19 protein-coding genes, 1 tRNA gene and 4 pseudogenes are annotated in these 23,763 nt (G+C 57.1%); 13 read left to right on the top strand and 11 right to left on the bottom strand.

The annotated features are described in order from the left end of the window. The first annotated feature begins 103 nt into the window (after positions 1–103). Together istA and istB are read left to right on the top strand one after the other, a co-directional pair. Positions 104–1,636 carry an IS21 family transposase gene (gene istA / locus HGP16_RS21485; RefSeq protein ID WP_168842028.1) on the top strand — a complete coding sequence of 511 codons (1,533 nt, stop codon included), beginning with the start codon at positions 104–106 and terminating at the stop codon, positions 1,634–1,636. Between the two features lie 11 nt (positions 1,637–1,647). Then, the gene (gene istB, locus HGP16_RS21480; RefSeq protein ID WP_168842020.1) at positions 1,648–2,424 is read left to right on the top strand and encodes an IS21-like element ISRsp2 family helper ATPase IstB; all 777 of its coding nucleotides are present in this window, start codon (positions 1,648–1,650) and stop codon (positions 2,422–2,424) included. Positions 2,425–2,686: 262 nt separating this feature from the next. Here istB and HGP16_RS21475 read toward each other — a convergent pair whose 3' ends face one another. Next, positions 2,687–3,826 (bottom strand): rhamnan synthesis F family protein, encoded by a 1,140-nt coding sequence (locus tag HGP16_RS21475; protein WP_168842019.1) that lies wholly within the window; start codon positions 3,824–3,826, stop codon positions 2,687–2,689. A 502-nt stretch (positions 3,827–4,328) separates the two neighbouring features. Between HGP16_RS21475 and tnpA the strand changes: the two genes are divergently transcribed. Genes tnpA through tnpC form a run of 3 tightly spaced genes read left to right on the top strand, consistent with a single transcriptional unit; the run spans position 4,329 to position 6,796 of the window. After that, positions 4,329–4,700: an IS66-like element accessory protein TnpA gene (tnpA, locus tag HGP16_RS21470; RefSeq protein WP_168842018.1), complete on the top strand. Its 372-nt coding sequence runs from the start codon at positions 4,329–4,331 to the stop codon at positions 4,698–4,700. Continuing rightward, positions 4,697–5,050 (top strand): IS66 family insertion sequence element accessory protein TnpB, encoded by a 354-nt coding sequence (tnpB, locus tag HGP16_RS21465; protein ID WP_409526855.1) that lies wholly within the window; start codon positions 4,697–4,699, stop codon positions 5,048–5,050. The genes tnpA and tnpB overlap by 4 nt, the downstream gene beginning before the upstream one ends. A gap of 45 nt (positions 5,051–5,095) precedes the next feature. Then, positions 5,096–6,796, top strand: coding sequence for an IS66 family transposase (gene tnpC / locus HGP16_RS21460; RefSeq protein WP_168842017.1), 1,701 nt, complete (start codon positions 5,096–5,098; stop codon positions 6,794–6,796). On the opposite strand, the gene HGP16_RS21455 is transcribed toward tnpC, so the two are convergent. The 8 genes and pseudogenes from HGP16_RS21455 to HGP16_RS21420 form a co-directional block, all read right to left on the bottom strand. Continuing rightward, positions 6,777–7,010 carry a DUF6429 family protein gene (locus HGP16_RS21455; protein ID WP_014342035.1) on the bottom strand — a complete coding sequence of 78 codons (234 nt, stop codon included), beginning with the start codon at positions 7,008–7,010 and terminating at the stop codon, positions 6,777–6,779. The genes tnpC and HGP16_RS21455 overlap by 20 nt on opposite strands. A 122-nt stretch (positions 7,011–7,132) precedes the next feature. Then, positions 7,133–7,418: pseudogene (locus tag HGP16_RS21450) on the bottom strand (transposase); the annotation flags it as partial. 350 nt (positions 7,419–7,768) lie between these two features. Then, the gene (locus tag HGP16_RS21445; protein WP_168842016.1) at positions 7,769–9,679 is read right to left on the bottom strand and encodes a M10 family metallopeptidase; all 1,911 of its coding nucleotides are present in this window, start codon (positions 9,677–9,679) and stop codon (positions 7,769–7,771) included. Positions 9,680–9,816: 137 nt separating this feature from the next. Beyond that, positions 9,817–11,127 (bottom strand): HlyD family type I secretion periplasmic adaptor subunit, encoded by a 1,311-nt coding sequence (locus HGP16_RS21440; protein WP_168842015.1) that lies wholly within the window; start codon positions 11,125–11,127, stop codon positions 9,817–9,819. Further along, a complete protein-coding gene (locus HGP16_RS21435; protein ID WP_168842026.1) occupies positions 11,124–12,836 on the bottom strand; it encodes a type I secretion system permease/ATPase in 1,713 nt (570 codons plus the stop codon). Before HGP16_RS21435 ends, HGP16_RS21440 begins: the two co-directional genes overlap by 4 nt. A 1,629-nt stretch (positions 12,837–14,465) precedes the next feature. Further along, positions 14,466–14,539: transfer RNA gene (locus HGP16_RS21430), tRNA-Gln, on the bottom strand. A 160-nt stretch (positions 14,540–14,699) separates the two neighbouring features. After that, positions 14,700–15,335, bottom strand: coding sequence for an NrsF family protein (locus tag HGP16_RS21425; protein WP_168842014.1), 636 nt, complete (start codon positions 15,333–15,335; stop codon positions 14,700–14,702). Continuing rightward, positions 15,322–15,888, bottom strand: a complete 567-nt coding sequence (locus HGP16_RS21420) for a sigma-70 family RNA polymerase sigma factor (RefSeq protein ID WP_168842013.1) — start codon at positions 15,886–15,888, stop codon at positions 15,322–15,324. The genes HGP16_RS21425 and HGP16_RS21420 overlap by 14 nt, the downstream gene beginning before the upstream one ends. Before the next feature lie 284 nt (positions 15,889–16,172). On the opposite strand from HGP16_RS21420, the gene HGP16_RS21415 reads away from it, so the two are divergent. The 5 genes and pseudogenes from HGP16_RS21415 (at position 16,173) to HGP16_RS21395 (ending at position 19,057) form a co-directional block, all read left to right on the top strand. Beyond that, positions 16,173–16,439 carry a DUF2282 domain-containing protein gene (locus HGP16_RS21415; RefSeq protein ID WP_168842012.1) on the top strand — a complete coding sequence of 89 codons (267 nt, stop codon included), beginning with the start codon at positions 16,173–16,175 and terminating at the stop codon, positions 16,437–16,439. A 46-nt stretch (positions 16,440–16,485) separates the two neighbouring features. After that, the gene (locus HGP16_RS21410; protein WP_168842011.1) at positions 16,486–16,770 is read left to right on the top strand and encodes a DUF2282 domain-containing protein; all 285 of its coding nucleotides are present in this window, start codon (positions 16,486–16,488) and stop codon (positions 16,768–16,770) included. A gap of 143 nt (positions 16,771–16,913) precedes the next feature. After that, on the top strand, positions 16,914–17,768 hold the full coding sequence (locus HGP16_RS21405; RefSeq protein WP_168842010.1) for a DUF692 domain-containing protein: 855 nt from the start codon (positions 16,914–16,916) through the stop codon (positions 17,766–17,768). 10 nt (positions 17,769–17,778) lie between these two features. Beyond that, positions 17,779–18,534: a DUF2063 domain-containing protein gene (locus tag HGP16_RS21400; protein WP_168842009.1), complete on the top strand. Its 756-nt coding sequence runs from the start codon at positions 17,779–17,781 to the stop codon at positions 18,532–18,534. Between the two features lie 28 nt (positions 18,535–18,562). After that, a pseudogene (locus tag HGP16_RS21395) lies at positions 18,563–19,057 on the top strand (DoxX family protein). A 32-nt stretch (positions 19,058–19,089) separates the two neighbouring features. Here HGP16_RS21395 and HGP16_RS21390 read toward each other — a convergent pair. Further along, positions 19,090–20,064: a phytanoyl-CoA dioxygenase family protein gene (locus HGP16_RS21390; protein WP_168842008.1), complete on the bottom strand. Its 975-nt coding sequence runs from the start codon at positions 20,062–20,064 to the stop codon at positions 19,090–19,092. 471 nt (positions 20,065–20,535) lie between these two features. Between HGP16_RS21390 and HGP16_RS21385 the strand changes: the two genes are divergently transcribed. Together HGP16_RS21385 and HGP16_RS34105 are read left to right on the top strand one after the other, a co-directional pair. Beyond that, the gene (locus HGP16_RS21385) at positions 20,536–21,453 is read left to right on the top strand and encodes a DUF1003 domain-containing protein (protein ID WP_168842007.1); all 918 of its coding nucleotides are present in this window, start codon (positions 20,536–20,538) and stop codon (positions 21,451–21,453) included. Positions 21,454–21,582: 129 nt separating this feature from the next. Continuing rightward, a complete protein-coding gene (locus HGP16_RS34105) occupies positions 21,583–22,266 on the top strand; it encodes a DUF746 domain-containing protein (protein ID WP_246705581.1) in 684 nt (227 codons plus the stop codon). A gap of 179 nt (positions 22,267–22,445) precedes the next feature. Here HGP16_RS34105 and HGP16_RS21375 read toward each other — a convergent pair. Further along, positions 22,446–22,541: pseudogene (locus HGP16_RS21375) on the bottom strand (IS6 family transposase); the annotation flags it as partial. Positions 22,542–22,977: 436 nt separating this feature from the next. Between HGP16_RS21375 and HGP16_RS34735 the strand changes: the two are divergent. After that, positions 22,978–23,259 (top strand): annotated as a pseudogene (locus HGP16_RS34735) (SWIM zinc finger domain-containing protein); the annotation flags it as partial. Positions 23,260–23,763: the final 504 nt, after the last annotated feature.

The raw sequence follows: 23,763 nt of genomic DNA, 5'->3' as shown, positions 1-23,763 counted from the left end.
AAATCGGCGACCTGCTGCCGTTCAACTTCTCCAAGACTACTGCGGCCGGATAGAGCCGGATCTCGCTACCAATGCGCGCACGTTCATCGGTCTTGCGCCGTCAATGCGCATCGAAAATCGCGCTTACATCCGGACAATTCTGCGCCTGACCCATGAAGAGGGTCTTTCGGTGCGCGAGATTGCCGAGCGGCTGAAGATCGGCAAGAGCTCGGTATCGACCTATTTGCTACGGGCTCGGGAAGCCGGGCTTTCGTGGCCGTTGCCAGCCGGCTCGGACGAGGATGCAAAGCTGGAGCGGCGGCTGTTCGGCCGTGCCGGTCGTCCACCGCGCGATCTCAGCGAGCCGGACTGGGCGCTGGTGGTTCGGGAGCTGAAGCGCAAAGGCGTGACGCTGACGCTTCTATGGCAGGAATACCGCGCCAGTCATCCTGATGGTTACGGCTTCACGTGGTTCTGCGAGAAGATTGCCGCCTTTCGGCAACGCGCAAGTGTAGCGTTCCGCAATCGGCACGCGGCGGGCGCGGTGATGCAGACCGACTATGCCGGGCCGACGGTGCCGGTGATCGATCCGGCGACCGGCGAAATCCATCCGGCCCAGATCTTTGTCGCGGTGCTGGGCGCCTCCAACCTGACCTTCGCCCATGCCAGCTTTAGCCAGCAGTTGCCGGACTGGATCGACGGTCAGGTGCGTGCTCTGACCTTCTATGGTGGGGTCACCAAGGCAATCGTGTGCGACAACCTCAAAGCGGGGGTGGCCAAGGCCCTTTGGTTCGAGCCGACATTGACTGCGACATTCGCCGCCATGGCGGAGCATTACGACACCACGATCCTGCCGACACGCAGCAGGAAACCGCGCGACAAAGGCCGGGTCGAAGGCGCGGTGCTGATCGTCGAGCGTTGGATCCTCGCCCGGCTCCGGAACCGTACCTTCTTCTCGCTTGCCGCCCTCAACACGGCGATTGCCGAATTGCTCGATGACCTGAACAACCGGCCGATGCGCCATGTCGGCAAAAGCCGCCGCGAACTGTTCGAGGAGATCGAGCGGGCAGCCTTGAAGCCCTTGCCGGCGACGCCGTTCGAATATGCGGAATGGAAGTCGGCGAAGGTTCATCCGGACTATCATGTCGAGGTCGACAAGACCTTCTACTCGGTACCGCATCGGCTGATCGGATGCACCCTCCAGGTGCGGCTCACCCACCGGGTGGTCGAGATCTTCCATGACCACCAGCGGGTCGCCAGCCATGTTCGCCGCTCGCAGCGTTCCGGCCACGTCACCGTCAACGACCATATGCCCAAGGCGCATCAGCGCTATGCCAACACCACGCCGACCAATCTGATCGGCCGTGCGACCCAGATCGGCCCCAATGCCGCCATCCTGGTCGAACGCATGATGCGCGACAGGCCGCATCCGGAACAGGGATACCGCTCGGCCATGGGCATTCTGTCGCTGGCGCCACGCTATGGATCGCAGCGCCTCGATGCGGCCTGTGAGCGGGCGCTCACCATCAATGCCATTACCTATTCCTCCGTCGCCTCCATCCTCAAATCCGGCCTCGACCGGGAAAGACCGCAGGCTGAACACGCGGCCCCCACGCCTGCGCATACCAATATCCGTGGCCGATCCTACTATCAGTGAAGGAAGCAAGAATGCTGACAAATCCCACCCTCGACCAGATGCAAGCCCTCGGGCTGACGGGCATGGCCGCCGCCTGGCGCGAATTGACCGAGCAGTCCGGCACCAATGAACTCAGCCGCGATGAGTGGCTCGGCCTGATGCTCGACCGCGAAGTCACCCTGCGTGCCGACAAGCGTATCCGTAACCGGCTCGCCTCCGCCAAGCTACGCTTTGCCCAGGCCTGTATCGAAGATATCGACTTCGCCGCCGCCCGCGGTCTCGACCGGCGCAACACCATGGCGCTGGCCCAGGGGCAATGGCTCACCGCCCATGAAGGCCTGATCATCACTGGCCACACCGGCACCGGCAAATCATGGCTGGCCTGTGCCTTCGGCAGGCAAGCGGCCAGGCTCGGTCACTCAGTGCTCTATGTGCGCGTGCCGCGCATGTTCGAGGATCTGGCGCTTGCCCGCCTCGATGGCTCCTTTCCCCGTCTCATCGATAAGCTCACCCGCGTCCAGCTCCTCATCCTCGACGACTTTGGAACACATGCGCTCACGGATCAGCAGCGTTTCCATCTCTTCGAAATTGTCGAGGAGCGCTATCAGAGAAAATCCACCCTGATCACAGCCCAGGTTCCCGTGGCAAGCTGGCACGACCTTATTGCCGACAGCACGGTCGCCGATGCCATACTCGACCGCATCGTGCATAATGCCCATCGTATCACTCTGCGCGGCGAGAGTATGCGAAAGCAAAAAAGCGCACCCCTCTTGACGGGTGCCGAAAACGGCGAAATCAATCAGCCCTGATAGAAACCAGGCTGCCGAGGACCAACCTCGTCAGACTGTCCGGACTTTAGTGAAACTGCTGTCCGGGATTTAGCGGAATCAATGTCCAGCTTTAGCCAAGCGCGCAACTGGTCTCCTCGACCAGGTGGACGCATGGGTTTCCAGCCAGTCGAAGGCGGTTCAAATCGCTTATGAATATTCCGGCTCGTTCGGCCGGACGGAACCCATGATGGCGCTGGCTTTGCGGCCACGGGCTTTATCGATCAGCAGATCGACGACTTCTTTACGGCTGCGTCGAAGCTGTAAGGCTAAAAAAATTGCGGGCCATGACCTCCCGAAGTTCCATGGGTGAGTGCACCGTATGGATGATGTTGCCGCCAAAATACGAGCGAGGGGTGGCGACTTTTATCCAATTGTAGCCTGCATACTCACAGACCAGAAGATAAAGTCGTTCAACTGCATGCGCTATCGTCGCATCAATTTGTCCAGATTCATCCGGAAAATCCCCGATCGTGAGGCCCGCCCGAAGCAGCGGGCGCAATGCCGCTGAACGAGCCCAAAACATGGAGCCCGATATGAAATCGATTGCCTCAATATGATCGATAGAGAAACCAATCCGCCTAGCCAGTTCTTGGCTTTTTTCCTTATTATCACCCCAGTTGATCCATTCTCGGATGAAGTCCACATGCTGCGGCCCAACAATCCCTAGCTTAAGATCCTGCTGAAAACATTCGAGTGTGCCAGCCACTATTTCTGGAGATCCAAGCAGGCATTCGAAAAGCATCCTTCGCCAATTGCGGACCTTACCATGGTGAGGAGATACCTTTGTGTGGATATGAAGGATGAGTTCGTACCGCTCATACGCCTCTGGAAAGGCAAGAAGCTTTGGCGCTATGTCGCGCCCCCTGTTTGGGGTTACCTTGATTGATACCACGCCCTTCCACCAATCCTGAAACACCTGGGCCACAATATTTCTTTTTTCTTCGGTATCTGTGGTCAAGAATAAATCTGCTGAATTGGGGATATTTAAAAGATACACAAATATCTCCGACGCGAGGTCCGGGTAGAAAATATGGCAGAATACGCCGACAATCCCGGTGTAGGCCGCAGGTGTATAGCCAAGAGGCAAAGCGATCGAATGCTCCTGCGGCACGCTTGACCAAGCCTTATGTGATCGACCTTCCTTCAGCCCTGTGGTCAGAAAGTGCTCCGCCGGATCGATACCCGCTTCAAGAACATCTGGATGCGATAAGAGATAAGCTTCTCCGTCGAAGTCTTCCGGGAGAATTAAACCTGAAGTATTTTCAACATCACCTTGGGAATCATTAGATAATTTATGTAAACTCATAGGCAATACTTCACTCCAAATTAATAAGTCAGGCTGACTATACGCACAAAACGGTAAGAAATAGCCGTTATGCATCTACGCGGACTCGATATCTCCTTCGGTAATATTCCCGTAAGCTTAAACCAAACTGAAATACGTCCCGCCTTCGTATCGTCACCACGCAGAATTGGGCCTTCGCATCGCCTGCCAAGTTCTCACTGAAGCTGCTAAGCGTCAGGCTGCAGACGAGCTCGCGCAGCAAGCAGGCAACGGATGCCAAAGCCAATGTTGCAATCGCTGATTATGGAAAGAGGTACGTTACTGCGTATCCATACGAGGTGGGCATAAGGACAGGGTCTGAACAATTTTACTCAATATTCACAGGCGGTCGCGCTCGGACGGATACCCATAGCCCGTCAATACGCCATTAGCCGCTCTCTTTTGAACCGTTGGCGCAAATCTGTTCGATAGGGTTTGCACGGCCAGAAGCAATGCGATGGTTTTGCGCGCGCCGTACGCATCCGAGTAAGGCCGCCTTGTAGGACGTGTCGGATCTGGCACTGACTGTCCTTATTGACGTCAAAAAGGACAGTGCGGGATGGAACGGCTTGAGATTATCGATAGCGGCCGGCGGCGACGCTTCAGCAAAGAGATGAAGCTGCAGATTGTCGCCGAGAGCTATTCGGAACCTGGCTTGTGTGCGACGACGGCGCGGCGACATGGGATATCGCGATCGCAGCTATATGAATGGCGCCGGCTCGCACGAGCGTGGCAACTGGATGTTGCGTCGCCTGTCGGCGACTTTATCCCAGCACTCGTTGTTCCAGAGGTAGAGCCGGCAGCAGGGTCATTGCCGAACGCCGGCCGGATGGAGGTTGTCAGCGCGAATGGTCGCCGTGTGATTGTGGACCGCGATGTCGACGTTGAAGCGCTGCTTCGGATCCTGCGCGGACTGGAGGCGCTGCGGTGAATCCGTTTCCGATGGGAACAGGCGTCAAGGTCTGGCTTTCGACGGGATACACGGACATGCGCTGTGGCTTTCCCTCCCTGGCGCTTCGGGTGCAAGAGGTTCTGAAGCATGATCCCTTGTCAGGGCATCTCTTCGTCTTCCGGGGTCGCAGATCGGATATTTTGAAGATCATCTGGCATGATGGTCTGGGCGCCTGTCTTTTTACCCGGCGGCTGGAGAAAGGCCGGTTTATCTGGCCGAATATGGAGAGCGGCGCGGTAGCGATCTCACCGGCGCAATTGTCTTATTTGCTGTCCGGGATCGACTGGCGCAATCCGCAGGAAACCTGGCGTCCGACACGGATCGGATAGCATTATTGCATTGAAAGTATTGAGTGAATCTGATCGAATGGCTTCATGAACTCGAAGCCTGTGGATCTTCCTGCGGACCTTGCGAGCGCCTATTTGGCGCTGCTTGCCGAGCGTGAGATGCTGCAGACTGAACGCGATGTTGTTGTCGCCGAGCGCGATACCGTCGTCGCCGAGCGGGACATGGCGGTGGCGCAAGCCGCCAATGCGCAGGCCATGCTGTCGGACAGTGAGGCCCTGATTGCCAGTCTGGAACTGGCGATCGAAAAGCTGAAGCGCGAACTGCGCGGCCGGCGATCCGAGCGCACGGCGCGCCTGATCGACCAGATGGAATTGCAGCTCGAAGAACTGGTTATGGCGGCGACGGAGGATGAAGCCGCAGCGCAGGCGGCTGCCGCCAAGACCTCGAGCGTACGTTCGTTTACGCGCAAACGGCCTGTCCGAAAGCCATGGCCGGAGGATATCGAGCGCGAGCGCGTGGTGATCGATCCCCCAGTCACCTGTGCATGCTGCGGCGGGTCGCGCCTGTCGAAACTGGGCGAGGACGTCACTGAGACGCTCGAGGAGGTTCCGCGTCGGTTCAAAGTGATCGAGACGGTGCGGGAGAAATTTACCTGCCGTGACTGCGAAGCGATCAGCCAGCCGCCGGCGCCTTTCCATGCGACGCCGCGCGGCTTCATCGGCCCTCATCTGCTGGCGACGATCCTGTTCGATAAGTTCGGCATGCATAGTCCGCTCAACCGCCAGAGCACCCGGTTCAAATGCGAGGGCATCGAGCTTTCCACCTCGACGTTGGCCGACCAGGTCGGGTATGGAACGGCCGCGCTCCTGCCGGTCTTCGATCTGATCGAGAAGCATGTCTTTGCGGCCGAACGCCTTTTTGGCGATGACACCACCATTCCCATTCAGGCCAAAGACAAATGCACGACCGGGCGAATATGGACCTACGTGTGCGATGACCGGCCCTACGGCGGAGCGGCAGCGCCGGCCGCCATCTACTATGCTTCGAGCGACCGCCGCGGCGAGCACCCGCAGAAGCACCTGGCCGGGTATGGCGGCACTCTGCAGAGTGATTGTTACAACGGCTTCGAGCCGCTCAGTGTCGCCGAAAAGAAAGCGGTACCGATCACCTTCGCCTTTTGTCATGCGCACGCGCGGCGCAAATTCTTTGAACTTGCCGACATCCAGAAAAGTGTCCGCGACCGCAAACGAAAGGGCAAGCCGATCTCGCCGATCGCCCTGGAGGCCGTCCAACGATACGATGCGCTGTTTGAGATCGAACGCGAGATCAATGGACTGAGCGCCGAAGAACGGTTGGCCGCGCGGCAGGAAAAGAGCAAACCGCTGTTCGATGACATGCACGCGTGGCTGAAACGGGAGCGCGCCACGCTCAGCAAATCGTCTGAGGTGATCGAGCCGATCGATTATATGCTGAAGCGTTGGGATGGTTTTGCCCGGTTCCTCGAAGATGGCCGGATTTGTCTCACGAACAATGCGGCCGAGCGCGCTCTGAGAGGAATTGCACTCGGGCGTCGAAACTGGACCTTCGCCGGTTCCCAGCGTGGCGCCGATCGTGCCGCCATCATGCTCTCCGTCATCACCACTTGCCGTCTCAACGACGTCGACCCAAAGGCGTGGCTCGCCGATTTGTTCGCCCGCATCGCCGATCTTCCCGTCTCCCGCCTGCACGAACTGCTGCCTTGGCAATGGAAGTCGCACAAAGCGACGGCTATCGCGGCGGCCGCGTAAACAGCTCCCGGAACAATGCTTCCGAACGCTCCAAGCCTTCATCGGTCAGGATCAATGACTTCGACTTGTTGACCGGGTCGCCGATCATGCCCTTCTTGTGAAGCCGATCCGTCGTTGCCCAGTCGAAGCCCTTCCAGGCACAACGCTCGTTATGCAGCGTCAGCCACAACAGCGCCAAAACGGCATCGTCGATCTTGTCCTCATCGATCTCCATGAACCGACGTTACCACGCGCGGCGCCCAAAATCCCGCGGCCCTGCTCGGATGGATACCGCGCGCCTACGTCGTGTTGGAAACTTTTGCGGCAGTGGCGTGTGGGTCTGGACCGGTTGTGGTGATCTCGCTTGCGAGCAGGCCTTACAGCTTTAGCCGGATGACATCCTGCAACATCTCGCGGTCCAGCGTCAGATCTGCGACGATCTTCTTCAATCGCGAATTCTCGTCCTCGAGCTGCTTCAGCCTCTTCATCTCAGGCGGCAGCATCACAACGTACTTCTTTTTCCAATTGAAGTAAGCGCCTGACTGATCCCTGCATTGCGGCAGATCTCCGCCAGCGTCACCCCTTCATCACCCTGCTTCAGAATGAACGCCTTCTGGGCGTCCGAAAACAGCGATGCCTTCATCGTCTTCCGTTCCTTTCCCAGCCAGAAAACTGCACCGGAAAGCTCTAACCAAAAACGGTCCAGTTTGAAGGGTTCACATCACAGGTCAGTCGATGCCCAAAATTGAAATCGTCATGGATCGGCTCCCCTTCCTTCAATGACGGGTCATCATACTCGATGTCCTCCGAAGGGCGGGTCATCCCGTAATCAACACTTCGACCGGGCAACGACGGATCGCCAGTCAATCCCGGACAGTAATAGGAAACCTGTGCCGACATATCGTAACCCGCCACAGTGTAGCGTCGCGACCTGAGCGCACGGCACCTGCTACTGCTTCGCACAAGTACCGGACTGCGCGCCCTGTGTACAGCTTATCCGAGCAACCCATCGTTTACATAGGTCCTACCCTCAAAGATGCCAAACTCCAAGTAGTGCACAAGAGGGTTGGTGCCGGAAGCCGCGACATCCGGGTAAAGTTTCAAATACCCTGCAGTATCAAACTTTGCGGAGGGATCTCGCCCCTCATGCCAACCAAATTCCAAGTAATGCTGGAACGGATTGATTCCAGCAGCCGCTACGTCTTTGTACCTGGCCAAATATGCTGAGGTGTCAAAAAATGCGTCGGGATCTCGCCCCTCATGCCAGCCGTACTGGTTATAGTGCTGCTGTGGATCGAGATGGGCGGCCGCTACATCCGCGTTATTCTGGTAGTAGAATTGTCCATTAATTAGCAGATCATTCGCCGTGACAGCACGACCCTCATACATACCGAAATGCAAATAATGCTCAAGCGGATCAATCTTTGCTGCGGCGACATCTGGATTGATCCGCAGATATTCCTTCGTATGGAACCGGTCAGAGGGATCTCGCCCTTCCTTCCATCCGAATTGATCATAATGCTGTAGGGGGTCGATTCCGGAAGCCGCAACATCATGATATTTCGCCAAATATTCGGACGTACTAAAGAAATTGTTCGGATCACGCCCTTCCTTCCAACCAAGCTGATCATAGTGCTGGTCCGCATCAATGCCTGCGTTGAGAACATCACGATTGTGGGTGTAATAGAACATATCATCGACTAGGCTGTCACTTTGAACAACCGCTCTGTCCGAAAACTGTAGTTTCTCAATCGAAACCAAGCTTTCCACCGCTCCGCCGCCCTTGACTATCATTGCGCGGTAACCGTAGTCGACCGTCGCCTGTGCTAGCCTAAAGTCAAAGACGGCCGTGTCAAAACCAGCTCCGCCGTCTAGCCAGTCGTTACCGGTGCCGCCCTTTAGTGTATTGTTTGCGGCATTGCCGATAATCGTATCGTTGCCGGATCCGCCAATTGCGTTTTCGATCAATGAGCGGCTATCGCCATGATACTGCAGGGCATTATAGACATTGCCGTGTGCGAAGTTGCCATCCCCGAGGTAGGCGCTTTGTGCAGCGGACATCAATGACCAGCTGCCCGGTCTCAAATCTATAGACAGATTTGTTGTGTAGTTTGAGAAATCATAGGTATCGTTGCCGCCACCATCCCAAATGGTGAGAAAAATGCGATCGTCGCCAGGCTTTCCCTGCCCGACACCATCAATGAACATTTCACCGGTCGTGGGTGAAAAAGTGTAAGTCGTGTCTCCGGAATGCGTCGTGAAATTTGCACCGTACAACTTCTGGATGGCCGCGATATCATACATCATTAATGACTGAGCAAAGCCGAAATTTTCGTTTGTATAACCAAAGCTCGTCCATGCCGCAAAATAGGAGCGGTAGCTCATGACAGTGAATTCCATGCTGTCATGCCAAATACTCATCTCCCAGGAATTATAAGGTGAAGACTCAAAGGAATGCTTGAGGCCAAGTGCATGTCCGATTTCATGCAGAGTGGAGATCCAGGCATAATTGCCTTTGATCGGATCGGTCATCGCGCTTGCGTCGGTCTGCGTACCAAACCAGACGTCACCACCCCGGTCAGAACTCGACGGAGCATATGTATAGGCGGTATCTTGCGCCTCATCCGACATGCCAAACCTAATGGTGGCACTTCCCGCATCGGCCTTTTCGTTGAAGGAAAGATTCGAGACGGAGGCATATTGTGCCAACGCGGAATTCACCGCAGCCTGCATGGTGACATTGAGTGGCTGAAACGTTAGCTGCTCCCCGGTGCCATAGGCGCCATACTGCGCGCCACTCGTCGGGAATGAAAAATCGATTGAGGTTTGCGCCCAATACCGCCCGTAGATCAAGTCGTCTGCATCGTCTCCAAACACCGAGACGGGATAGGTGATAGTAAGCATTCAACAAATCTCCCGGTGCATGGCGAGTCTAAAAGCCCTTTTTCACTGAAAAAACGAGGAAAGGAAAGTCTGCAAGTATGGGTAGCATCATCTCTTGCACAATCCTTGATTTCCGAGCGCCATCCATTTCGACATCGTTACTGTTCTTTAAACGCGCGAACCACCTGATCGGACAACGGTTTTGCCAAATAGGATAACATCGTTCGCTGATCCGTCTGGACGAATGCCTCCACCGGCATGCCTGCTATTGGTACCATATTACCCAATCGGGCCCATTCGACCGCAGGTATAGCAACTCTGATGTCATAGTAGCTTTGCCCAGTTCGCTGGTCGGTTGTGAGATCGGCCCCGATACTCGTTATGCGGCCTGCTAAATTCGGTGTAGTGCGTTGATTGAAAGCCGAAAACCGAACCATCACCTCCTGCCCGACAGCCACTTGATCGATATCTCGTGGTGACAGTTTGAGTTCCGGCGTCAATGGATCCTTGTCAGGCACGATCTGCATGATCGCCTCGCCAGGCGTGACGACCGTTCCGGTAGCATGGACGACAAGCTGATGAACGATCCCCTCCTGGGGTGCGCGAATATCAACATGCGTCAGTTCATCTTCGGCAGCAACGAGCCGCTCAGAATATTCGCCGATATCACTTTCGGCCTGCCGCAATTGGTCCGATATCTCGGTTCTTTGATCGTCATCGACTTGAATAATCTGCAACTGGGTTTCGGCAATTTTTCCGTTGGTTTGAGCCGCGGAGGCGACCAAACTGCCAAGCTGGCCGGTGAGATCAGCAGCATCACGCCGTAAGCTATAGACCCGCGTGGCGGGAATAATACCCTGCTCAAGCAGTGGCTGAAGACTGGCGAGTTCGGTATTTATGATATCGATCGCCTGTCGTTTACCTTCCTGTTGAGCGCCCAGCCCATCCGCCTCCTTCGAAAGCTGACGAACCCGTTCGGCCAATTGCGCCTTGCGGCCTATTCTGGATGAGCGCCGGTCTTCAAACAGCCGCCGTTCTCCATCAAGTATCGCCGCTACTTCGGCTATGTCTTGTTCGTTTAGAAGGTCCTTTGGAAAAGTGATTGCTTCTTTCGCATCTCGCTCTGCCGAGAGCCGAGCTACACGCGCCGAAAGCTCCTTCAGACGCTTTAAGATGATGGCACGATTGGCACGGGCCTGCGTATCGTCAAGATGCACGAGTATTTGGCCAGCTGCAACGAGATCGCCGTTTTTGACGAACACCTGGCCAACAGTACCGCCCATTTGGTGCTGGACCGGCTTGACATAGCTGTCAACAACCAGCGTACCAGTGGCGATAACGGCACCCTGAAGATGAATGGTGGCAGCCAATCCCCCCAGAACGCCGACGAGAAGGATAACGGCGGCGAGCGCAACCAGCGTTAGGCGGCGCACGGCGCGTTCGGCAAGCGGCGTAAGAGCGCCGTTCATTGTGCCATCTCCTCACCGCCGATAATCAACCGGACGGGTTGAGGCCCCGGGGGTCCGGGCTGCGTTGTCCTCCTGAGAACTTCATCCTTCGGCCCGAAAGCCTGCATTTGGCCATTCGTCAACACGAGAACCTTGTCGACCGCAGCAAGCGCGCTAGGACGATGCGCAACGACGACGACAATGCCTCCACGTGCCTTTACGCTCAGTATGGCTCGCGATAGCGCCAGCTCTCCATCAGCGTCGAGATTCGAATTCGGCTCGTCGAGAATGATCAGGAACGGCTCGCCATAGAGCGCGCGGGCCAGCGCAATGCGCTGCCGCTGTCCGCCCGACAACGCGGACCCTTGCTCGCCAATCTTCGTTTCAAAGCCGTTGGGAAATTGCAGGATCATGTCGTACACGCCCGCCGTCTTTGCAGCAGCAATAATCTTGTCCGAGGTCGCATCTGGATCAAACCGGGCAATGTTTTCGGCGATGGATCCGCTAAAGAGTGCAACATCCTGCGGCAGATATCCGATATGTTTGCCAAGTGCATGCGGATCCCATTGCGACAGTGCTGCTCCGTCCAAGCGAACCGCTCCTGCAACCGGTGGCCAAAGGCCGACGAGCCCTCGCGCGAGGGTGGATTTGCCGGATGCGCTGGGGCCGATCACACCAATAGAATCCCCCGCCTGGAGCTCCATGGATATATTTCGTACGATCGAGTTCTTGGACTTCGGCGCTGCAAGATGCAGATTTTCAACTTTTACGGTTTTTTCTGGCTTGGGCAAAGCGACCTCTCGCCCATCGACAGACATCAAGTCGGCGAGCCTTACCAGGCGCGACCAACTATCTCTGGCGGCAACAAAGCCCTTCCACTGGCTAATTGCCAATTCGACCGGAGCTAATGCTCGGCTGAGGAGAATGGAACTCGCAATCATGATGCCACCCGAAGCTTCCTGACGAATGACGAGGATCGCGCCAACGGCGAGCACGGCTGATTGCAGCGTCACCCGCAAGATCTTCGAAATTGTCCCGAGGGTAATGGTTAGGTTTGACAAGCGTAAATGATTGCCTAGATAGCGGCCATTGATCTCATCCCACTTCGCGCCAAGCATATGACCGAAGCCCATTGCAAGCACAGCTTCGGAGTTTCTACGTGTTTCTTCCGCCAGCGCCATGCGCTCCGAAATGATCTTAGCTGCCTCTTTTGCCGGTTCGCGAGACGTCCGTTCTGTCAGGATTGTAAGTCCAACAAGTATCAACGCGCCGGCAAGCGCTGTGACTCCGATCCAGACGTGAAAAAGGAAACACAAACCAAGATAAAAAGGCATCCAGGGAATATCAAATAGAGCAGTTGGCCCCGGCCCGGAAAAAAAAGAGCGTACGACGTCAAGATCCCGCACGGGCTGGAGACCATCTCCTTGCATCTGCATGCGCGCGGGAAACAGGACAAGAGAATCGTACACTGTTGTTCCAAAGCGCTCATCGACTGAGAGTCCTAAGCGCACCAGGAGCATTGAGCGGACCACCTCTAGAAATCCTTGGAAGGCATAGAGCGTCGCCGCAATGATGCCAAGACCGACGAGGGTCGGTAGACTACGCGCCGGGATCACCCGGTCGTAGACCTGCAACATGAAAAACGAGCCGGTTAGTGCGAGGATATTGACAAGCGCGCTGGTCGCTCCGATCCCCAGGAAGGCCATCTTCAGTGACGATAGCACCGCCATCAGAAATGATCGGGACGGCTTAATTGCGTTATCGAACACGTCTAAATTCCCCGCGCGCTGTTGCAAACAGAACGTAATCTACCGGACCGAAAAATTGCTGCAGCCAAACGGTCGAATAAAAATGAATTATTCGCGTCCTTGAACATAAAGGATACGTGCCCTCTCTCGTCACTCATGTATTTCGGCCTCGCCCAAACTTACTTCAACAATTGACGTGCGGAGCGTCGTGCAGTCAATCGCCTCAGAGGAAAACGAGTCACCGGGATGATCGACGAATGTGCTGTAAAACGCTGTACCGACTGCGTCATGCAGCATCAAAGCTGATCGTTATTCTACAATGCCCCCAGAGGTTGGCGCCGAGAATTGACTCGCCCTCGGGTATTGGGCGTGTCGGTTGTCCTGGTCAAGTTCTTTCGCCGCTCCCTCGTCGTTTTGGGTTAATGCGCTGTGATGTTCCTAGCGAAAGCTGCCGCTTTCGGTCTCAAGGATATGGCAGTGGTAGGTTCCACGCCCCGACAACGCAGCGCTGGCACATTCACTGAAGCTCAGATTGGTGCTGATGATATCGCTAGCCTTTTGGACGAATTAATCATGAGGCCAGATCATTGTGCCCGCGAGCTTTATGAAGCCGAGGAAACTGGGACGAGTTGTCTTATCGGAAGATATCATATCTGGATGGTGGCGCGTCTCTCGCCTCCTAAATGAAATAGCATAGTGCCCCTTTCGCCTCACCGACCGAAGGAGCATTTCATTTCATAACCAGAGAGGGAATATGGCGAGAGAGCAGATTCGCGTTGCGAGCTAAAAGGCCGAGAGAGGGTGATTGCTGGATTTACCAAGGATCACATCGTACAGGAGTTCAGAGCTATGTATGCAGCTGCGCTTTTTCGGAGTAATTTTCACAACGCGTACCATCACTCACCGTAAAGCCTGCCCATGGTGACCAGCAATTACTCAAAGTTGCAATCCACTGCAACAATTTGCCAGACTGCACATTTTGAGATTAAAGCCAAAAAGCAGCGACGATCAGGATTATGCACGTAAGCACCATAGCGACAACTGCCAGGGCGCTTTTCCATTCCTGTTCGATATATGGAAAATCCTCGTCCATCGCGTCCATCTCTGCCTGAGCGCTGGTAGAGAGTATGCCCTCAAATTCGCGCGAGTCGAGTAAATAATCCGCCTAACAGCCACCATCGGGTCTTCAAGCTCTTCGGGCATTTAGCTCAGATCGCGTCTTGCACCGCCACCAAGCGAGGGCGCGATGTTTGCCGTGAAGTTCTACAATGTCTTCATAGAATAAGCAAAGCGCGTCGCTTGCTGGGTGCCGGCTGCTTCAGCCTCAGCCTGGAGATCGAGCGCGACACTGCCAAGCACTTTTCGAATGAAACCCTCCACGTCCCACTTGATTGATGCTAGGCCACCGAGCAAATGGGCCATCAGCAGGTCGTGTATCACGCAACGACCATCTAGCTCGGCTACTCGCTTTCCATCGTGGTTTGATATGACCGCTAGCCCTGATGTTTAGGGCAGGAACCCATCCTTATTGCAGGTATCATGTCACCGTTGACGCCAATCAATCTCTGAGACGACTGGCAAATCAACAAATTGACGCGATTTAGATAAAATTGGCTGGGGAACCTGGACTCGAACCAAGATTAACGGAGTCAGAGTCCGTCGTTCTACCATTGAACTATTCCCCAACGACCGCTAGCGATAAAATCCCTTTGCGGTGAAGGCTGCGCCTCTATAATCGAATTCGTCGCAAATGCAAATAGTTTACCGCAAGCAAATGCGATTTTTTGGCAAAGCGCCGTCCATGCCCGAGATGATAGCCATGCTGGAAGTATTGGGCTGGTCATTTCACCAGCCCAATAGGCGTTTGCCGAGGACATATCCGACTGATGTCACCATGGCGATCGCGATCGGATACCAGAGCATGACGAAAAGCGGGCTGTCGTCCGTGCAGTTGGAGGCGTAAAAGGTCGCGGCGATACCGCTGGCGGCAAGGCCGGCGACGGCACCGGCCGCACCCGGGCTTTCCGGCGCGCTATGGCGTAGCGCAAAAAGGAAGCAGGCAAGCGGCCCGATCGACAAAAGCGGAATGAGCGTCAGGCAAAAGCGGGCATTGTGCCCGATCATTCGCGCGCTCCAGCTGTCAGCCGGCATGATGGCCATTTCGACGGCGGCGGCGGCAAGCAGCAGGAGCGGCGCCGCCAATAGCGTCCAGCCCCAGATGCGCAGCGATACGCCTGGCCGGCCGATGCGGAAGACGACGGCGCAAGCGGTCACGGCAAGCGCAATGGTCACCACGAATTTGAACAGGAAGCGGACGGTCTGCATCGCGCTGTCTATGTCGGCCCGAAAGCCGATCATCGCAAAGAAAATGCCACCGCTGATCAGGATGCCCGCGACGACCGCCATGGTCAGGGCCTTGCCGATCCGTGTGCGGACCGGCGCGTCCTGCGCCAGAAGATTAATGAGGTCATCGGTTTTCACTGGTCTCACTCCGATAGATGGCCGCAAGCGCCTTCAGCGCGCGATGCAGCGCCACGCGCACCGCCCCTTCCGTCATTTTCAGCCGACCCGCCGTTTCCCGCACGCTGGCTCCCTCAACGGAAATCGAGCGTACGATGGTTTTCTGCGGATCCTTCAACTGCTCCAAGATACGATCGACATCGAACCGATCCAAGGCGTCGGCATGGTCTTCCGCCTCCAGAAAATCGATCACATCGTCGATCGGTACGCTCATATGCCGCCCACGCCGCCTGAGGCTGTCAATCAGCTTGTTACGCACGATCGTCGACAGCCAGGGCCCGATCGGGCGCGATGAATCCCAGGTTCCGCGCTTCAGATGGACAGCCAGCAGCACTTCCTGAACCACATCCTCGGCCTCGCTCGCCGGCGCACCGAGCTGATCGCACCGCCTTTTCGCCATGGCGCGCAGATGCGGCGTCACCGCGGACAAGAAACGGTGATACGCCTGCGCATCGCCGCTGATGGCGGCGCGCATCCAGACTGCCCATTCCTTTTCGCGCGCCGAATGATTCATCCGACATCTCCTCTACGCGGAACCGCAGGCTTTCGTTACCGGCAACGACACATATTTTTCAAGCCCTTTCGTTTCCATCGGGAGCCGCCGAACCCGCGCCTTTCCTCGATACCCGTATCAGGCTCGCCATTATGAGGAGCATCAACCCGACTGGGCAGATAGCCGGCGCAGTATGATGGAGGCCATCTCGAAAAAATTTCGATATGGCTGTAACATCCGACCGTGACGCTCCGTAGCCTCGATGCAAGCCAATGGCGGCTCGCATCCATCAAGGAGACAGATCCATGAAGAACAGCATCATCACCCTGGCCATCGCGGGCTCGATCGCCTCGGCACTGGCATCCGTCGCCGTTCCGGCATCGGCAGCCGACTCCAAGGAAAAATGCTACGGTGTCGCCCTCAAGGGTCAGAACGATTGCGCCGCCGGCAAGCATGATTGCGCCGGCAAATCGACCATGAGCTACGATAAGATGTCCTTCAAGCTCGTTCCCACAGGCACCTGCACCTCCATGAAGACCCCGAAGGGCCATGGCTCGCTGACCCCGGCCTGATCCGAAACCGGATCGCCAGCCAATCACCTGTCGTAAGGAGCATGTCATGAACAAGATGCCCGCACTCGCCTTGGCCGCATCGGTTGCCACGGCTGTGACGCTGGCTGCCGGCACAACCAGCGCCTCGGCCGCCGACGCCAAGGAAAAATGCTATGGCGTCGCTCTCAAGGGCCAGAACGATTGCGCCGCCGGCCCCGGCACGACCTGCGCCGGAACAGCGAAGGTCGACTATCAGCGCAACTCGTGGAAGCTGGTTCCCGCCGGAACCTGCGAGACGATCAAGACGCCGAACAGCCACGGTACCCTGGTGCAGGGTCCGGCACCCGTCTGACAAGGCAGCGCGAACACGTGGGCGGCACATCTTCTCACAGGCGCCGCCCGCCTCTCGACGGAATGATCTCTTTGTTTTCACGCAATTCCGGACGCAAAACCGCTTCGCACTTTTGCTGGAACTGCTCTTACCCGGGGGCCACAGTGAAACCGTCAGAACTTCCCCGCCGCGCCGGCGTCGGCTTCAAGCCGGAGCATTTCGCCGCGATCGATGCCGAAAGGCAGCCGATCGGCTTTTTCGAAGTTCATGCCGAAAACTATATGGGTGCCGGCGGCCCGCCGCATGCCCAGCTCGGCCGGCTGCGCCAGAATTATGCCTTGTCCATTCATGGTGTCGGTCTTTCCATCGGCTCGATGCAGCCGTTGGATACCGAACATCTTGCCCGCCTGAAGATCGTCTGCGATCGCTACGAGCCGGAGAGCTTTTCGGAGCATCTCGCGTGGTCGAGCCACGACACGACCTTTCTCAACGATCTGCTGCCCCTGCCTTATACCGAGACGACGCTTGCGCAGGTCTGCAATCATATCGATCAGGTTCAGGCGTTGCTCGGCCGGCAGTTGCTGCTGGAGAATCCGGCTACCTACCTGCTCTTTGAGGAAAGCACGATCGAAGAGACGGAGTTTCTGGCGGACGTCGCCCGCCACACCGGTTGCGGCCTGCTGCTCGACGTCAACAATGTCTTTGTCGCCGCCACCAACCACCATATGGATGCGCGGGCCTATCTCGAGCGGTTCCCGGTGCAATGGGTGCGCGAGATCCATCTGAGCGGCCATTCGGAGACTATCGACGATGCCGGCGAGCCGCTCCTGATCGACAGCCACGATACCCCGGTAAAGGATCCGGTCTGGGAGCTTTACGAAGAGCTGATCGGCCGGACGGGGCCGATTGCCAGCCTGGTCGAATGGGATAACGACGTGCCGGAATGGCCGATTCTGAGAGCCGAGGCGGAGGCTGCTGACGCCATCCTCAAACGCGCGGCCAAGCGCCGAGCGGCATGAGGAGAGGATTATGTCTCTCGCCACGCAAACCGAATTCGCCGCGGCCCTCATCGATTCTGACCTGGCCGTGCCCAAGGGGCTTACAGCCTGGAGCGGCCCGGAGCCGGCGCGGCGCTTCGGCGTCTATCGCAACAATGTCGCGATCGGCCTGATCAGTGCACTCGCCTCACGCTTTCCGGCAGCCGAAAGGATCGTCGGTGAGGAGTTCTTTGCAGCCATGGCGCAGGAATTCGTCCGCCTGCATCCACCGCGATCGCCGCTGCTGCTTGCCTATGGCGATGATTTTCCCGACTTCGTCAAGGATTTCAAGCCGGCGCGGGAAATCCCTTATCTGCCCGACGTCATGAGATTGGAGGCAGCACGGGGTCACGCCTATCACGCCGCCGATGCAACGCCGCTCAACGCCGCTTTGCTGGCGACCATCGAGCCGGCAGGCCTAGCCGATCTCGCTTTCGTGCCGCATCCCTCCGCCTCGATAGTGCGCTGTGCCCATCCGGCCGTCACCATCTGGGCGATGAACACCGGCGAAATCGAGCTTGCGGATATTGCCGATTGGACGGCCGAGGATGCTCTCGTCGTCCGCCCGGACATGATCGTCGAAGTGCATCGTCTGCCTCCAGGCGGCGCCATCTTCCTGGAGCGGCTATTTGCCGGCACCGATCTCGGCAGCGCCTTCGAGACGTCTCTTGCCGAAGCCGCAGATTTTGATCTTTCCGCCAACCTCGCCGGTGCGTTCACGGCAGGCGCTTTCCTGGCCATTCGCTGAATGAGAGGAACCAAGATGCGGAACCAGGATGACGGCCGCTCCGGCCGAACGCGAAACCGTGCCCAAAGACTCTATGGCGGCTTAAAGCTTCTCGACCGCATTCCGCATGATCTGATCGCGCTCATTGCGCGGCTGTCGGTTGCCGCCGTCTTCTGGCGCGGGACAGACGGAAGTGGAAGGTTGGCATGTGACCGATAATGCCGTCTATCTCTTCCAGACGGAGTATAAATTACCGCTGGTCGATCCCTGGATCGCCGCCCATATCGCCGCTTTCAGCGAGCATTTCTTTCCTTTTCTGCTCGTCATCGGCCTGGCAAGCCGGCTTTCGGCGCTGGCATTGCTTGGCATGACGCTGGTGATTGAGATTTTCGTCTATCCCGATGCCTGGCCGACGCACGGCACCTGGGCAACCTGCTTTCTGGTGATCATTGCTGGCGGGCCTGGGCGCATCGCTCTCGATCATCTGATCGCCAGGTGGTTTGGCCGCTCGTCCCGAGGCGGGATCGAGGGGAGCGCCCGGTAGCGGCGCTCCTTGGCATGACGGCCAAACGAGGTCTATCGAAGGACCGGCTCCCCATGGAAGCGGCGCTGCGAGGGCTTCGAGACGCCGAAACCCACCTCCATCATCAGGCGCGGCTTCCGCGTGGGCACCGTGCCCATATGGAAGCCGAAGGGATCCTCGACGAAGCCGGATCCGGCTTTGCCGGTCAGCGTCAGCGCATTCGCCTGCCCATAATAATCGAGCACCTCGTTTGCCGGATGCCCTACAAGCAAAGTCAGCTGATGCCGGACCCGGCGACGCCTGTGGCTTCCCTTGATGAATACGTGCGGGCCGGTGCCCTCATCCACGTCGACGAGATTGAAGAAGAATTTCAGCATCCGCCAATCGTCGAGATCGAAGTGATACTTGTCGAGCGAGGCGAGGCTTCTGTCGGCTTCGGAAGCCTGCGTGGGAAAGCTCCACCAGATGCGGGTGGTGATCACCTTGGCCTGCCCGCCGAGATATTGGCGGGCGACATCGATCAGCAACGGATCGCGCTGCACCGCCATGACGGCCTCGCAATCGAGAGAGCGTTCGAAGAAGTGCCCGCTGAGAATCGGCCGCCCGAACCGGGCTTCCGCTTGCCCATGTTCGCTCGCCACGAATTCGAGCTGCCTATTGAAATTACCGTAGCAGCCAGTATTTCCAGCAAATTCGGCGATCTCCCGATGGATGTGATCCGGCAGCATCAGGCTCGGATAGATACCATCCGTCCGCAAGGCATTGACGACGGCGCTGCGCTCGACATCGGTAAACATCGAAGCGCCGGAAACGGGGAGCTTTACGGGCTGCCTGGTCGCAAGCCAATGGATCCGCCGAAAGGGCAGGGTTCTGGCCAAGAGGAACATGGGCAACCAGGCCGGATTTTCTTTAAGATCGGTCAGGTAAGTTGGTATCCTGACAGCCATACGCTTGAAGCGGCTGCCCTGCCGGGCGATAGACTCCAAATCTTTTGCAGGGGGCAAGTCACTTGCCGGGGAATTGTGCATGGCTATCCTTTCCGCACGTTTGCAAAACCCGTGGCAACAGGCCCAACACACTGTTGACGATAATTCATTGAAAATTTAACATTTATTCGTTGTAGCGAATGTCTGCTGCACTGCGGCAAATAGAAGCCCGTCGCCCTCGGTCAAGGGGCCGGAAATTCATAAACCTGATTTGATCGGTGGAAATTTCCGCATCGACACGCAGGGCTTTCGCAAGCGCTTACGAAAGCTCACGGACCGGTTGTTTTTGGGGCTGCTGGATCGAAAAACATCGCGGCTCGATGCGCAAAAACCAGATTCATTTGCCGTTGCTTAGGACAATAGCGCTATTAAACACGCAGGCGGAACGACGGGATCGAGACCACCCGACGATATGGTTTGGTGGCGGCTGCGATTTCGACAGTCTTCCGATAGTCATATTCCTGTTCGCATTATTGGTTAGATGAGCGAAAACCTCAAAAAGGGCCTCCTTATATGGCAGAAACGAAGACCTTTGAACCGGCGGAAGGCATAGTCGATTTCGACGCGGGCGAGGGCGAGACCCCCACCGTGGTGGAGATGAACGACTATACGAAGAGCCTCGCCCAGGCGAAGGCCAAGTCCGTCAAGCTTATCGACGCCATCACCGGTCAGGTGCTCAAGAAAAAAGATGCGGTGCATGTCGACGACCTTCGTCCCTCGCTGGCGGATTTCATGCGGCTGAAGCACCCCGAACTTCGCGCCGACGACTATATCAGCCGCAAGGTGATGGACGACTACCGTGCTCAGTATATCGCCGAGCTGCTGACCGACGAGCGCGGCGAACTTTCCACACTTGAGGACGAAGTCGTCGAAAGCCTGAAGACGCATGATACGCTCGCCGAAAACATCGAAGAGGATTATGAGGACCACCGCTCCATCGGCGACCGGATGGCCGACGGCGTCGCCTCCTTCGGCGGCAGCTGGGTCTTCATCATCTCCTTCTGTCTGTTTCTCGCCGTCTGGATGGCTGTCAATATCGTCATGGGCGAAAAGCAGGCCTTTGACGCCTATCCGTTCATCCTGCTCAACCTCGTCCTTTCGACGATCGCCGCGCTGCAGGCGCCCGTCATCATGATGAGCCAGCGGCGCCAGGAAGAGAAAGATCGCCTGCGCGCGCTCAACGACTACAAGGTCAACCTGAAGGCAGAACTGGAAATCCGCCACCTGCATGAAAAGGTCGATCATCTCCTCAATCGCCAATGGGAGCGGCTGACAGAAATTCAGCAGATCCAGATCGAGATGATGCTGGAACAGGCGAAGGCCGCCACCCGGGCGATCAAGGCCAATAAGGCTGCAAAGGCGAAGACCAGCGCGCTGAAGAGCCTCTTCACCAAGGCCAAGGACGCCGATCCGGACGAATCCGCCAACTGACTATGGACCATAGCGGCTGCGCATTACGGGCGGAGTTGAAAGATCTATTTTCATGGATACTCCCTCGGTAGCCCGCTGAACTCAGGCGGCAGCACCTTACGAGAAACCAACGAAATACCGATAGATGAGATGACAACGACGTTGACCCCCAAACGGGTCTTTGACCCCATGCTGCCACTCGTTGGGCACTATCGACAGATTCCCGATACCGAAGACAAAGCACTCACCGCTTGGCTGGAAGGCCAGCTCGATGAAATCCTGTCACTGTCCGAAGTACCGCCACGATGTCCCCATTGCCAGGGTACGGAAACTGTTCTTGCCACGCGGGCCGCACACCCTAAACCGGTGATCCCCGTCTTTCGATGCCTCGACTGTGACGTCCACTTCCGCCGTACGACCGGTACACCGCTATCGGGGCTAAAGTTCCGCAACCTTCCACTGTTCATCAAGCTCTTGTCGCAACAGCGGCCGGTCACCGACGCGGCAGACGCCCTTGGCGTCAAAGCGGTGACGGTGGCGCGTTGGATCAAGCGGACACGCCAGTGGATCCTCGAGCTCGATCCGACCGGACATTGGGAGGCGAAGGTCCGGCTGGGTATGGAGATCCGCCCTGAAATCCCATGCCCGCGGTGTGGCGCGGTCGATCGCATGCATTATCGGGGCTTTGATGCCGACACAGGAGAGCGGAGATGCCGATGCGACGCCTGTGGGCATTACCGCCGCCTGTCCGACATGCTTCAAGACCAGGGACCAGATTTTGCGCTCGAGCATCGCATCTCGGAGCGACCACTATCGTCGCGCCGCAAGAGCTGATGCATGATGGTCATCGGGTGATCAATCCGCGCTCATCCTCGAAGTCTTGGAAAAACCGCCTTTACGAACCGCCCGCGCCCGAGCTTTGCCTCCGGGTACTCAAAGTTGGTTGGCAAGCGATCTGACGTGCCACCGCCGGAGCTCTGATCGCCGCTGGATGAAAGTTCAGTGGCACGTCACAGGCTCAACGGAAACCAGAAATACAGCCACACCGCATGGGCGATGATCTGCGGCGGAAGGCGGTGATTCTTGTAACTGATCGTCATCGAGCTCATCCTCGCCCAATTATCCGCCAACCGTTAAGTTGCAGACAACGTGACATCGCCGATCGCGGAGCTGTTTTTGCCGCTGAAATAACGCCCTCTGACGGCGGCCTGTCCTGTCCGATCGACAGAAACGAACAGCCACCTTCTCTTGGGAATTCTCCACTGATCTTGCCGAACATCGATCGCTCATGCCGCAGGACAGGTGACAGCCGGGCGGCTAACGACATTGTGATCCATCGAACGCGAAAATCTTTGGGCGCTTCATCCATTCGACCAGAGTAACCGCGGATCGCACAGCCTCATCAAATGTACAGGTTCGCCGTTCACGCAGGTGGCTGAGGGCTGAGGGCTGGGGGCTGGGGGTGATCTAATCCCGGCATACCAAGGATTACAGCAGGTTTCGGCTTGTGCCCGTTGGGCTGTTGGCGTTAACAAACCCTGGGGAATGGATACGATTTGGACCTGGTGCTCGATGGATTTGACTGAACGGCAGTTTCGATCCCTGTTCGACGCGCGTACCTGGGAGCGTGGCGTTTCCTATGCACGACAGGGGCGAGTTTCACGCGTTCGCCATGAGGCGGACGGGAATATCACCGCATCGGTTCGCGGCAGCGGCGGAAAAACGTATAACCAGACGATTTCTCCGATCCGCGACGAGCAGGGCTTAAGCGGCAGATGCAGTTGCCCGGTCGGCATCAATTGCAAACATGTGGCGGCGGTGTGCCACAACATCGCTGCCCAGCATACCAAAAGTTTTGTGAGGGATGACCCAGCGATCTTGTCAGCTGATCGTCGGAAACCCGCCTTGCCGCAGGAGTTGCCGACATTGGTTTCCCAATGGCTCGGTATGTTGCGGCGTGCAAAAGCTCAAGGTGATGACGATCAGGAAGATTGGCCGGCGACTGTCAGGGATCGCTTGCTCTATATTCTCGATGAGAATGCGAGGAGCGGCTTGACCGTTGAGACGATGAAGACGTCCGTGCTGAAGTCAGGCGGTTACGCAAAGGCAAGGCGCTACGACACCTCTCGGTTAACGAGCATCGATTGTCCTAAATTCATCCGTCCGCAGGATCTGCGGATCCTCGGGCGGATCCGCATTCTCGGTGTCACGGCTCATACTGGATATTACTATCCTGCAACGACAGTTCCAGCCGCAGAGGAACTCGTTTCACTCATCGACATGATCGTGCGGACGGGACGCGGTAGATGGAAGGATCCACAGGGACCGGCC

Origin of the sequence: Rhizobium sp. P40RR-XXII (assembly GCF_012641405.1) — a bacterium.
In the GTDB taxonomy this organism is placed as follows: domain Bacteria; phylum Pseudomonadota; class Alphaproteobacteria; order Rhizobiales; family Rhizobiaceae; genus Rhizobium.
The sequence above is the reverse complement of the archived record's forward strand: the minus strand, read 5'-3'. Positions and strand labels throughout refer to the sequence as shown.

What these genes read in the sequence shown, in the direction of transcription:
- istA (WP_168842028.1), top strand. Translation starts at nt 104, where the DNA reads ATGCGCATCGAAAATCGCGCTTACATCCGGACAATTCTGCGCCTGACC.
- istB (WP_168842020.1), top strand. Translation starts at nt 1,648, where the DNA reads ATGCTGACAAATCCCACCCTCGACCAGATGCAAGCCCTCGGGCTGACG.
- HGP16_RS21475 (WP_168842019.1), bottom strand. Translation starts at nt 3,826, where the DNA reads ATGCATAACGGCTATTTCTTACCGTTTTGTGCGTATAGTCAGCCTGAC.
- tnpA (WP_168842018.1), top strand. Translation starts at nt 4,329, where the DNA reads ATGGAACGGCTTGAGATTATCGATAGCGGCCGGCGGCGACGCTTCAGC.
- tnpC (WP_168842017.1), top strand. Translation starts at nt 5,096, where the DNA reads ATGAACTCGAAGCCTGTGGATCTTCCTGCGGACCTTGCGAGCGCCTAT.
- HGP16_RS21455 (WP_014342035.1), bottom strand. Translation starts at nt 7,010, where the DNA reads ATGGAGATCGATGAGGACAAGATCGACGATGCCGTTTTGGCGCTGTTG.
- HGP16_RS21445 (WP_168842016.1), bottom strand. Translation starts at nt 9,679, where the DNA reads ATGCTTACTATCACCTATCCCGTCTCGGTGTTTGGAGACGATGCAGAC.
- HGP16_RS21440 (WP_168842015.1), bottom strand. Translation starts at nt 11,127, where the DNA reads ATGAACGGCGCTCTTACGCCGCTTGCCGAACGCGCCGTGCGCCGCCTA.
- HGP16_RS21435 (WP_168842026.1), bottom strand. Translation starts at nt 12,836, where the DNA reads ATGGCGGTGCTATCGTCACTGAAGATGGCCTTCCTGGGGATCGGAGCG.
- HGP16_RS21420 (WP_168842013.1), bottom strand. Translation starts at nt 15,888, where the DNA reads ATGAATCATTCGGCGCGCGAAAAGGAATGGGCAGTCTGGATGCGCGCC.
- HGP16_RS21415 (WP_168842012.1), top strand. Translation starts at nt 16,173, where the DNA reads ATGAAGAACAGCATCATCACCCTGGCCATCGCGGGCTCGATCGCCTCG.
- HGP16_RS21410 (WP_168842011.1), top strand. Translation starts at nt 16,486, where the DNA reads ATGAACAAGATGCCCGCACTCGCCTTGGCCGCATCGGTTGCCACGGCT.
- HGP16_RS21400 (WP_168842009.1), top strand. Translation starts at nt 17,779, where the DNA reads ATGTCTCTCGCCACGCAAACCGAATTCGCCGCGGCCCTCATCGATTCT.
- HGP16_RS21390 (WP_168842008.1), bottom strand. Translation starts at nt 20,064, where the DNA reads ATGCACAATTCCCCGGCAAGTGACTTGCCCCCTGCAAAAGATTTGGAG.
- HGP16_RS21385 (WP_168842007.1), top strand. Translation starts at nt 20,536, where the DNA reads ATGGCAGAAACGAAGACCTTTGAACCGGCGGAAGGCATAGTCGATTTC.
- HGP16_RS34105 (WP_246705581.1), top strand. Translation starts at nt 21,583, where the DNA reads ATGACAACGACGTTGACCCCCAAACGGGTCTTTGACCCCATGCTGCCA.